The sequence below is a fragment of the Streptococcus sp. CL6.35 genome (assembly GCF_049737915.1).
Taxonomy (GTDB): Bacteria; Bacillota; Bacilli; order Lactobacillales; family Streptococcaceae; genus Streptococcus.
In genome coordinates this window covers 73,069-83,555 of the sequence record NZ_JBKOTU010000002.1, presented here as the reverse complement: position 1 = coordinate 83,555, position 10,487 = coordinate 73,069, and the positions used below count along the sequence as shown (strand labels likewise).

Sequence of the window (10,487 nt, the reverse complement as noted above, 5' to 3'; positions counted from 1 at the left end):
GAAAAGATTCTATAATTTGTAGAGGAGGATTTATTCCTCAAAGCTACAAGGGTAATGCAAAAAGAGCCTGTTGCCAAGCTCTTTAGTCTATTATTTCTTCTCAGCACGTAGAGCTGACAAGATTTGTGTACGAATATCATCCACACCATTTGGCGTATTTGGTAAAAAGATGGTTTGATTTCCTTTAGAGGCAAAGGTATTCAAGGTATCCAAATACTGGTTGGTCAAGAGGATGGACATGATTTGTTCTTCTGTCATGCCAACATTGGCTTCCTTGAGTTCGGTGATAGACTCTGCTAAGCCATCCACAATCGCCTTACGTTGTTGGGCAATCCCCACACCATGGAGGCGATCTTTTTCTGCTTCGGCTTCAGCTGCAGTGACGATTTTAATCTTATCAGCTTCCGCCAATTCTTGCGCTGCGACCCGCTTGCGCTGCGCCGCATTGATTTCATTCATGGATTGCTTGACTTCTGCATCTGGTTCGACCTTGGTAATCAAGGTTTTCACGATAATATAACCGTAAGTAGTCATTTCTTCTGCTACTTGGTGTTGAACTTCAAGGGCAATCTCATCTTTTTTCTCAAACAATTCATCCAAGGTTAATTTGGGAACAGAAGAGCGAAGAGCATCTTCGATATAAGATTTAATCTGAGATTCTGGACGCATGAGTTTATAGTAGGCATCTGTTACGCTCTGCTCATTAACACGGTACTGAGTCGCTACATTCATCATAACGAACACATTGTCCTTGGTCTTAGTCTCAACCACAATATCGCTTTGCAACAAGCGCAACTGAATCCGAGCTGCAATCGAGTCAATTCCAAAAGGCAATCGAATATGAATACCGCTATTGGCAACCTTTTGGTATTTCCCAAAGCGTTCAATAATCGCCACCGACTGCTGACGAACCACATAAACTGTACTCAGTGTGACTATCACCAATAGGAGCACACAAACCACCACAAAAATCATCAAAAATGTTGTTATCATCGCGACGACCTCCATCATTATTTTTTTCTGTATTATAGCACATTTAAAGAAGGATGTGCAGTTTTTACTGCGATTTTTCCTGAAATGTCAATAATTAGAGGTGAATTGTCACATTGTCGTCAAATCTCTTGCTAAAACAACTCTTTATAAAAGGCAATCGTTTCTTCTAAGGTTGGCATAAATGGATTTCCTGGTGCGCATGCATCAATCAAGGCATTCTTAGAAAGGTATTCAAAGTCGAAATCTTTTTCTTCAATACCAAGTTCAGTCAATTTCTTAGGAATACCTACTGTCTCAGAAAGCTTTTCAATCTCAGCAATCGCATAGTCGGCACACTCTTCATCTGATTTACCTTCTACATGAAGTCCCAAGGCTTTAGCAACATTACGGAAAGCTTCTGGTACACGTTTAGCATTTTCACGTTCTATAACTGGTAGCAACATGGCACAACAAACACCGTGTGGCAAGTTATATACTGCGCCGAGTTGGTGAGCCATTGAGTGAACATAGCCCAGACCTGCATTGTTAAAGCTCATACCACCAAGGAAGATGGCATTGACCATACCTTCACGCGCTTCAATATCGTGTCCATTTGCTACAGCGCGAGGAAGGTATTCCTTGATAAGCTCAATTGCTCCGATAGATAATTTCTTGGTCACATCATAAGCACCAGGTGTTACCAGAGCTTCAACAGCGTGAGTCAGAGCATCCATACCAGTAGCAGCAGTCAAAGCTTGAGGTTTTGAAATCATCAATTCAGGGTCATTAACAGAGATAAGAGCAAGGCTATTCTTGTCAACCATTACCATCTTAACCTTGCGTTCTTCGTCCGTAATCACATAGTTAATAGTGATTTCTGCAGAAGTTCCTGCCGTTGTATTGATAGCCACGACTGGTAAGCCTTTTTGAGCAGACTTATGAAGCCCCTCATAATCCTGTGGTTTTCCACCATTTGTAGCTATGATAGAGATACAACTAGCTGCATCCTGTGGAGATCCACCACCAAGACTGATGATAAAATCACATCCATGTTCTTCCAAAGCAGCTACCCCATCTGTGACATTCTTACAAGTAGGGTTTGGCTCTACATCGCTAAAGATGACATATTCAATTCCTTCTGCATCTAGCGGTTTTAAAACCTTAGGCAAAATGTCACTTCCTTCGATGAACTTATCTGTCACCAAAAGCGCCTTTTTATAGCCAAGTTCCTTGATATAAGGACCCACTTCATTTACAACACCTTTTCCAATAAGGTTGACTGCCGGAACATAAAATGTAGCCATATAATTTTCCTCCTGCGCCTTCGCGCTATATATTTAACATCATTATATTACTTTTTGTATTCGTTTTCAATTATTTGTGAATTGTTTAACAAATAATTTTAAAAGGAGTGAAATTTGATTATTATTTATAAGATCCTTTTCCAATATGACACTCTGCTCCTTGAAACAAAATTGCATCTACCAAAGATAACAGCTATAGGCTATCCGCCGACACATAAAATGGGCTACACATCAGCCCCTATTTCAAAAAACCGACTAGCTCCTATGAACTAGTCGATTTCTCATCAATGCGCCAACATTTCTTGGGCGATTTCTTGGCCAGATAGGTTATCTGGGTAGTAGGTTGGCCAGTTATCCATTTCTTCAAAGAGGGCTTCTTGGCTTGTACCTCCAAAGAAGATATGGAAATGTTCTGCCTTAACTGGGGCGATATTGTGGTCACTAAACTGAACATACTTGAACTGTCCAGCGTCTGCATCCGTTGCTTCAAAGAGGAAGCGCACGCCACGATTGCCTTTCTTGTAAGTCAAGATTTTCTTACCAACATACTTGTAAGTATATTTCTTGCTTTGTCCACCTTGAACAAATTCCATAGTGTTATCAGTAATGTTAATCTTAGTCACATCTGTCTGATAGCCTTTTGTATAGTAGGCCTTGTACTCAGCCTGAGTCATCTTACCAGTCAACTTAGCCTTGTAGTCAAAGACTTGGTCAAAGGTTCCATCTTCAAGGAAAGGATAAACTGATTGCCAGTTACCTGCATAGTCACTCAAGGTGCGGTCCTTGACATCTGCATCTTCAAAGTAACCATTTTGAACTGTCTTGGTATCCTCTGCCTTTTCAGGCTCAATTGCTGGGCCTTCTTGGTCCGTTGTTTGTTTCAGAGCCTTGAGGTTTTTCTCCATCACGGAAATGTAGTTTTCTCCAGCCTTGGTGTCCTCTTCTGTCAGACTTTCTAAAGGATTGAGGACATCTGTTTTGACACCTGCCTCTTTTGAAAGTGTGTTAGCAAGGGCTTGTGAAGCATTTTCCTCAAAGTAGATATAGGCAATTTTATTTTTCTTGACGTACTCTGTCAATTCTGCCAAACGAGCAGCTGATGGCTCGGCATCTGGAGAAAGTCCTGAGATAGCGACTTGTTTGAGTCCATAGTCCAAGGCGAGATAGTTAAAGGCTGCGTGTTGCGTTACAAAGCTCTTTTGTTTGGCTTGAGACAAGCCTTCTGCATAAGCCTTATCCAAGGCTTGTAATTTTTCGATATAGGCAGCTGCATTCTTCTCAAAAGTCTCTTTTTTATCAGGATAATCTGCTGACAAGCTGTCACGGATGTGCTCTACTAGTTTAATGGCACGAACTGGTGATAACCAAACATGGGGATCGTACTCATGGTGATGGCCTTCTTCTCCATGGTCATGGTCTCCCTCTTCTTCCTCACCACCTGGCAAAAGCAACATATCGCCTGTCGCCTTGATGGTTTTGACCTTTTTCTTATCCAAGGTATCTAGCAATTTAGGAACCCATGTTTCCATGTTTTCATTTTCATAAACGAAGGTATCTGCATCTTGGATTTTGGCAACTGCCTTGGCAGACGGTTCATATTCATGGGGTTCTGTACCAGCACCGATTAGGAGCTCTACATTAGCCGTATCTCCTGCGACTTGCTTGGTAAATTCATAGACAGGGTAAAAGGTTGTCACAATATTTAGTTTGCCATCTGCCTGCTTTTGATTGGAACAAGCCACTAAAAACAAGGCACATAGACTGGCGAGTAATAAGCTAATTTTTTTCATGTTCATCTCCTATTTGATAAAACGTCTTACTAAACTAATGAGTAAAAAGACAGTTACAAAAATAATGGTAATACTTGCACTTGCAGGTGTTTCTGCATAGTAGGAAATGTAAAGTCCTGCTACCATTCCCAAAAATCCAATAGCACTGGCAAGCAGCATAACCGATTTAAAGTTTTTCCCCAGACGCAGGGCAATACTAGCTGGCAAGACCATAATGGTCGATACCAGAAGAGCTCCCGCAGCTGGAATCATAAGGGCAATGGCCACCCCCGTCACCATGTTAAAAAGAATGGACATGGTACGAACTGGCAAGCCATCCACAAAGGCCGTATCCTCATCAAAGGTCAGGATATACATAGGACGAAGGAAGAGGAAGGTCAAAATCAAGACAACCGCCGCAATGACAAAGAGGGAAATGACCTGCTCTTCGCTAATAGTCACGATTGAGCCGAAAAGGTACTGGTCCAAACTCATAGAACTCGAGCTTTTACCCTTGCTCATGACAATCAGAGAAACAGCCAGACCTGTTGACATGAGGATAGCTGTCCCGATTTCCATAAAGTTCTTGTAAACCGTACGGAGATACTCCAGGAAGACTGCCGCAATCAAGACAATAGCAATAGTAGAAATAGTCGGAGAAATCCCCAGAACCAGACCAAAGGCTACACCCGAAAGCGAGACGTGGCTAAGGGTATCACTCATCAAACTCTGACGACGCAAGATAAGGAAGGTTCCCAATACTGGCGAGAAAAGACTCATAGCAATAACGGCCAGAAAGGCACGCTGCATAAAGTCATAAGATAATAAACTAAGCATGGCCTACCTCCTGATCATTCTCATGAACGTTGAAACAACGCCATGGCGAGTCTTGATTACGGACTAGATGGATATTGCGGTCCGCATAGTCCTTAACTTCTTCAGGGTCATGGGTAATCATCAAAACAGCCTTACCATGATGATGGGCGCTGTGGTGCATGAGTTCGTAAAATTCATTTTTACTTCCTGCATCCATCCCCGTTGTCGGCTCATCTAGAATAAACACATCTGGATCCGAAGCAAACATGCGCGCAATCACCGCTCGCTGCTTTTGTCCTCCAGATAGAGAACCCAAGCGTTTGTCTCGGTGTTCCCACATACCAACTGAGTCCAAACTAGCCTTGATATGCTCCTCATCATGAGCATTCAAACGACGGAACCAACCCTTTCGTGGATAGCGACCCGACTTGACAAATTCATAAACCGTACTTGGAAAACCAGCGTTAAAACTGGCAATCTGTTGAGGAAGGTAAGCTATTCTCAATTTCTTACCCTGCGTATTTGTCTTTGAAATGGTTACCTTACCAATGCGTGGTTGGAGGATTCCAAGACTGGCCTTGATCAGTGTCGTCTTAGCCGCCCCATTTTCCCCTGTCAAGGTAACAAATTCCCCACTATCAACACTATAATTGATATGTTCAAGAACGGGCTCCTTATCATAATAGAAGGATAAATCCTCTACCGTAATATATCTCATTATTTGATTTCTCCTACTAAAGCAGTCAAAAACCGCTGAATAACTTTTTGTTCATTTGGAGTAAACTGAGTCGCCACTTGTTCATAGGTTAAAAGTGTATGCTCATGGTGATGATGGTGCTCCTCAGCGATTGGACGAGCCAAATCAGTCAACTGATAAAAAATCACACGCGCATCCTTAGGATCTTTAGATGTTTCCAACATTCCTTCCTTGACCAAAGACTTAATGGCCTTGGTAACTGCCGCCTGACTGACATTGAGGCGACGGGCCAACTCTGAATTTGTTAAAGATTCCTCTGACAAGAGCATGAGAATGTGCTCCTGAGTATTGGTCAGGGCCACCTCGCTAGTACAATGACCTATTAGGATTTCATGCTGATTTTCCGCCTGCAAAATCACCTCATTTAAAAAGGCATCGATATCCTTCGCTAGCTGTCTCATATCTGACTCCTTTCCTTTTGGACTTCTCTTTATTTTAAGAGAAAAATACTATTCTTTGAAAAATTATTTACTGGTTAATTATATCACAACCAAAAAAAGAGTCAAGAAAAAACGTGAAAACTAGTTTCATCCTTGAACTCTTCTATATTATGATCTATTGAAATTCCTTGACATCTCCATCATAAGTCGCCCAGTCTTTACTGAAAAAGCGCTCATTCAGATGATAAGTCGGAGCTGGTGTGGGATTGGATAGGAAAGGATCAACGGCCTTATCAAATGCCAACCAACCTAACCAACCAAGGTGAATGGTATCCTTCATAAAGAAAGCTTCCCCACCGTCCTTAGAAAAATCTGCTATATTGGTAAAACCTTGACTTTCTAACTGGTAGCGAATCTTCTGCACCGTTTGTTGGTACATATCCTCTCGTAAACCAGCATAGTCCATCCATTTTTTATTAACAGGTGGAATGATAAAAATCGGGTTTACCTTGGATTTAGAAAACTGTGTCAACACTAACTGCAAGTCATTATATTCTGGCGACTTGAGATAGGTAAAATTTTTCTGAGAATCCTTTAATTTATTCAAATCCTTCTTAATCTGTGTATTATAGAAATAATTCTCCATTCCCAGATCATTATTAGAAGTATTCTTTTCTGCATCTGCTTTGACAACATCTTCTATAGCTTGATAAGAAAACTGATCTGGCAAGGTCTTTAAATACTTAGCTACATGCTTATCGTATTTGAAATAGCCTCTAACCGAAAACTGACCAAAAAAGGAAGCTTGACGTTCATTAAAACGAGCCAATAATTCAATCATTTCATTGTCTGCCGTCGACAATTCTTCTTTACTTGCCAACTTCTGAACCAGGTCCTTCATAGCTACATTTGGAAACTGCTGTAGTAAGCGGGTCGCTGCATATTGACTAGCCTGATCTCCAGATTGATGTTCCAGAAAACTCGTCAACTGATCCCCATTAAAATACTGCTGGAAGGCTGCTGGCTCATAGCCATTTTTACTAAACCACTGGGGCGAGATGACATATACAACTTGTTTATTCTCCAGTTGTGGCAACATCTGTTGCATCCCAAAATACTGGTTGAGCGATGCAGCTCCCCTCTGTCCTAAAAGATAGGGGCGATAAGAGCGGTTGTATTTCTCAGCCAATACCGCAGGATGGGCACCGTCAAAACGAAGCCATTCACTGGAGCCAAAGAAGGGAACAAAACGCATATTTGGATCTGTAAGAGCCCTTACTTTTTGGCTTCTCTCTTTAAAACTCTCTACACTAACAGAAGCCGCCGAATATTTCTCCTCCGTCAGATTATGGCTTGTTGTACTTGGATAAAAAAAGATGAGTAGAAGAACCAAAAATCCAGCTATGAAGATGGGCCCGAAAATCATCCATAAGCGTTTAAGCATTTTGTAGCTCCACAATACCAGCTATGATTTTATTGGCTGTATTCCAGTCGTCGCGACCAAACTCTGTTACAGGAACGCGAATGTCAAAACGGTTTTCAATCTCCACAATCAACTCTACCGTTCCCATACTATCCAAGACACCTGCATCAAAAAGATCTTCATCCATCATGTCAGAAACATCTTCCATAAACAACTCATCAATAATTTCGATAACTTCTGATTTGATATCCATATTTTATTTCCTTTATTTTTTAAACCATAAATCATTCAAGAATCCAGAAAAGATTAAGAATGACAGCATGACGACATGGAAGGTGATAACCATGCCAAGCAACTGAATCCAGCGATTCTCAGGTAGAGCAGGCTTCCCTGCTTTTTTCCGTTCCTTATTGAGTGTTTTTTTCTTACGAACCCAAGCGTCATTGATGACCAAACCCAATCCATGAAAGAGTCCATAGGCGATGTAGTACCAGGTCACGCCATGCCAAAATCCCATAATCAGCATATTTACAATGTAGGCCACACTTGAGGTTACATTGCGATTTTTAAAGACCTTCTTTCTAGTCAACACCATGACCATTCGCATAAAGACAAAGTCACGGAACCAGAAGGACAGACTCATATGCCAACGATTCCAAAATTCCTTTAAATCCCTTGATAAAAAGGGCTTATTAAAGTTGATAGGGCTACGAATTCCCATCAAATTTGAAATGGCTAAGGCAAACATAGAGTAACCTGCAAAGTCAAAGAAAAGCTCCAGACCAAAGGTATACATAACTGCCAAGGCATAGTGGTTAAAGAAGCCACCTGACTGCAGGGCTAGATTCTTCAGAGGAGGGAGTAAGGTCTCTCCTAAAATATGAGCTAGGATAAACTTGTACAAAAATCCCCACATGATATAGCGAACAGATTCATCCAACATATCCAGCAACTCATCCCGCTCAGGAATGGTCTGATAATTTTCATTAAAACGCTTAAAGCGATCAATTGGACCACTCGAGAAAGTCGGCATGAAGAGAAGAAAACGGAGGAATTCCCAGAGGGTAAAATCCTTAATCACTCCATCTCTCAGCTCGATGATAATCCCAACCGAACGAAAGGTCAGGTAAGAAATTCCCAAAAATCCAAGCAAAGACTGCGTTCCATTGATAGCTGGCTGCACCTTGACAAAGATAATCGGAAGGAGGGATAGAAAGCTAACTAGGTAGAAGACCCACTTGCCATCCTTACTTTTTCGATAATGCTTATAGAAGAGTAAGAGCAATATCTCCCAGCAAAGGTAAATACCCAAGGCTGCCAATTGATTGGTCTTCCCACCCACCAACATGGTGACGATAAAGAAGAGGCTAACCAGCACTTCATACCAGGCAAAGCGTTTCTTGAAAAAGAGGCCAATAAAGATAGGTAAGGTTGCAGCAATCACGTAGACAAAATACTGAGGATTGCCGTATGGCTCTAAATGAGGAAGCTGTTGAAAGAACTCCATCATCTGCTATTCACCTCGTTAATCAATCCTTTGATGTCAATCTTTCCATTTGGAGTCAGTGGCAAACTGTCTCGATAAAGGAATTTAGACGGCATCATGTAGGACATCATGATATCTGTTAAATCTTCCTTGATAGCCTTGGTAATATCAATATCTCGCTCAAACTGCTCACGAACACCGTCTTTCAAGATGACATAAGCCAATAGATTTTGCACCTTGTGGTCTTTATTATAACGTGGTACAGCTACAGCAGACTCGATAAAGCGAGACTTATTTAGGTTTTGAGAGACATCTTCTAACTCAATGCGGTAACCGTTGAACTTAATCTGGAAGTCCATGCGTCCGCCGTAGAGAAGCAAGCCTTCATCTGTCATAGTTCCCACATCTCCTGTATGGTAGGCTGGTAGACCTTCAAACTCAAAGAAGGCTTCTGCCGTTTTTTCAGGATTGTTCATATAACCTTTTGAAACGGCTGGTCCAGAAACAATGATTTCTCCCTGTTCGCCATTTGGCAATTTATTGCCTTCCTCGTCAATGATAAAGGTTGGAGAATCAGCCTTGGTATAGCCGATTGGTAGGCGTTTGAGAGTTGCCAACATCTCGTCTGTCACAGCAACAGCTGACAGGGCTACTGTCGCTTCTGTTGGACCGTAGGCATTGATAATATGGGCATTGGGGAAACGCTCACGTAGTTTTTGAGCCGTTTTGACCGTCAATTCTTCGCCATCAAAGTAAAAATGCGTGATACCTGGCATTTTCTCGCTGTTGAAGTCTTCTGATAACATGGCCATATCCGCAAAAGAAGGCGTTGATGTCCAGATAGCGATTGGCAATGAAAAGATGGTCGCAAAGAGTTGCTTAAAATCCTGAGTAATGGCTGAAGGAAGAGCGAAAAGCGTACCACCCAGTGCCAAGGTCGGTGCCCAGTACATGACAGACAGGTCAAAAGAATAAGGTGGCTGAGCCAGCATTTGCGGACGACTTGGCGTCGCAAATTCCTTATCCGTAATCATCCAGTTGGTAAAGCTGAGGAGGTTATCATGTGAAATCTGCACTCCTTTAGGCTTACCAGTTGTACCAGAAGTAAAGATAATGTAGTAGTTATCATCTCCCTTGACTGGATGCGTGATCTCATAGCTAGACCCTTGAGCAAAGGCTTCTTGAACCTGAGCTAGAGTCATCATCGGTGTAGAAACCTGCTCCAATGGAAAGTCTGAGATGGCAATAATCAAGCTTGGCTCTGCTACTTCTAAAATAGCTGAAACTCGCTCCAAGGCTGAATGACTGTCAATGGGAATGTAGGCATGACCTGACTTAGTCAGCGCTACAAAGGTTGCCAACATTTCATATTCTTGGCCACCAAAAACGACCACAGGAGACTTCTCTGGCAAATCCAGTTGATCAATGGCTGCAGCCAAACTATCCGAATCAGCCTTTAAATCTCCATAAGTGTGTTCCTGTCCCAAAACATTGTAAACAGGATAGCTAGGCTGTGTCTGAGCAAAATGCTCAATGGTTTCAATCATATCTACTATTGGTTTATTTGACACAATAGGGAT

Annotated in this window: 10 protein-coding genes; all 10 read right to left on the bottom strand. The window is 41.9% G+C overall.

Annotation, left to right across the window (positions count from 1 at the left end):
- Positions 1-90: 90 nt before the first annotated feature.
- Complete coding sequence (locus tag ACLNCP_RS03000) at positions 91-975, bottom strand: SPFH domain-containing protein (protein WP_004235732.1); 885 nt, start codon at positions 973-975, stop codon at positions 91-93.
- Positions 976-1,124: 149 nt separating this feature from the next.
- Positions 1,125-2,276 (bottom strand): iron-containing alcohol dehydrogenase, encoded by a 1,152-nt coding sequence (locus tag ACLNCP_RS02995; RefSeq protein ID WP_261067146.1) that lies wholly within the window; start codon positions 2,274-2,276, stop codon positions 1,125-1,127.
- 284 nt (positions 2,277-2,560) lie between these two features.
- Complete coding sequence (gene adcA, locus ACLNCP_RS02990) at positions 2,561-4,066, bottom strand: zinc ABC transporter substrate-binding lipoprotein AdcA (RefSeq protein ID WP_049543207.1); 1,506 nt, start codon at positions 4,064-4,066, stop codon at positions 2,561-2,563.
- Positions 4,067-4,075: 9 nt separating this feature from the next.
- A complete protein-coding gene (locus ACLNCP_RS02985) occupies positions 4,076-4,882 on the bottom strand; it encodes a metal ABC transporter permease (RefSeq protein ID WP_045612455.1) in 807 nt (268 codons plus the stop codon).
- Positions 4,875-5,579, bottom strand: coding sequence for a metal ABC transporter ATP-binding protein (locus ACLNCP_RS02980; RefSeq protein WP_001269496.1), 705 nt, complete (start codon positions 5,577-5,579; stop codon positions 4,875-4,877). The genes ACLNCP_RS02985 and ACLNCP_RS02980 overlap by 8 nt, the downstream gene beginning before the upstream one ends.
- The gene (gene adcR, locus ACLNCP_RS02975) at positions 5,579-6,019 is read right to left on the bottom strand and encodes a zinc-dependent transcriptional regulator AdcR (RefSeq protein WP_001249308.1); all 441 of its coding nucleotides are present in this window, start codon (positions 6,017-6,019) and stop codon (positions 5,579-5,581) included. Before adcR ends, ACLNCP_RS02980 begins: the two co-directional genes overlap by 1 nt.
- 154 nt (positions 6,020-6,173) lie before the next feature.
- On the bottom strand, positions 6,174-7,442 hold the full coding sequence (gene dltD / locus ACLNCP_RS02970) for a D-alanyl-lipoteichoic acid biosynthesis protein DltD (RefSeq protein ID WP_060627354.1): 1,269 nt from the start codon (positions 7,440-7,442) through the stop codon (positions 6,174-6,176).
- Entirely contained in the window at positions 7,435-7,674 is a 240-nt protein-coding gene (gene dltC, locus ACLNCP_RS02965; RefSeq protein WP_000351967.1) for a D-alanine--poly(phosphoribitol) ligase subunit DltC, read from the bottom strand. The genes dltD and dltC overlap by 8 nt, the downstream gene beginning before the upstream one ends.
- A gap of 12 nt (positions 7,675-7,686) precedes the next feature.
- Positions 7,687-8,931 (bottom strand): D-alanyl-lipoteichoic acid biosynthesis protein DltB, encoded by a 1,245-nt coding sequence (gene dltB, locus ACLNCP_RS02960; RefSeq protein WP_060627353.1) that lies wholly within the window; start codon positions 8,929-8,931, stop codon positions 7,687-7,689.
- A complete protein-coding gene (gene dltA / locus ACLNCP_RS02955) occupies positions 8,928-10,478 on the bottom strand; it encodes a D-alanine--poly(phosphoribitol) ligase subunit DltA (protein WP_261121298.1) in 1,551 nt (516 codons plus the stop codon). Before dltA ends, dltB begins: the two co-directional genes overlap by 4 nt.
- Between the last annotated feature and the right edge of the window lie 9 nt (positions 10,479-10,487).

Coding starts and splice junctions, on each gene's coding strand:
- ACLNCP_RS03000 (WP_004235732.1), bottom strand. CDS start 975: ATGATTTTTGTGGTGGTTTGTGTGCTCCTATTGGTGATAGTCACACTG.
- ACLNCP_RS02995 (WP_261067146.1), bottom strand. CDS start 2,276: ATGGCTACATTTTATGTTCCGGCAGTCAACCTTATTGGAAAAGGTGTT.
- adcA (WP_049543207.1), bottom strand. CDS start 4,066: ATGAAAAAAATTAGCTTATTACTCGCCAGTCTATGTGCCTTGTTTTTA.
- ACLNCP_RS02985 (WP_045612455.1), bottom strand. CDS start 4,882: ATGCTTAGTTTATTATCTTATGACTTTATGCAGCGTGCCTTTCTGGCC.
- ACLNCP_RS02980 (WP_001269496.1), bottom strand. CDS start 5,579: ATGAGATATATTACGGTAGAGGATTTATCCTTCTATTATGATAAGGAG.
- adcR (WP_001249308.1), bottom strand. CDS start 6,019: ATGAGACAGCTAGCGAAGGATATCGATGCCTTTTTAAATGAGGTGATT.
- dltD (WP_060627354.1), bottom strand. CDS start 7,442: ATGCTTAAACGCTTATGGATGATTTTCGGGCCCATCTTCATAGCTGGA.
- dltC (WP_000351967.1), bottom strand. CDS start 7,674: ATGGATATCAAATCAGAAGTTATCGAAATTATTGATGAGTTGTTTATG.
- dltB (WP_060627353.1), bottom strand. CDS start 8,931: ATGATGGAGTTCTTTCAACAGCTTCCTCATTTAGAGCCATACGGCAAT.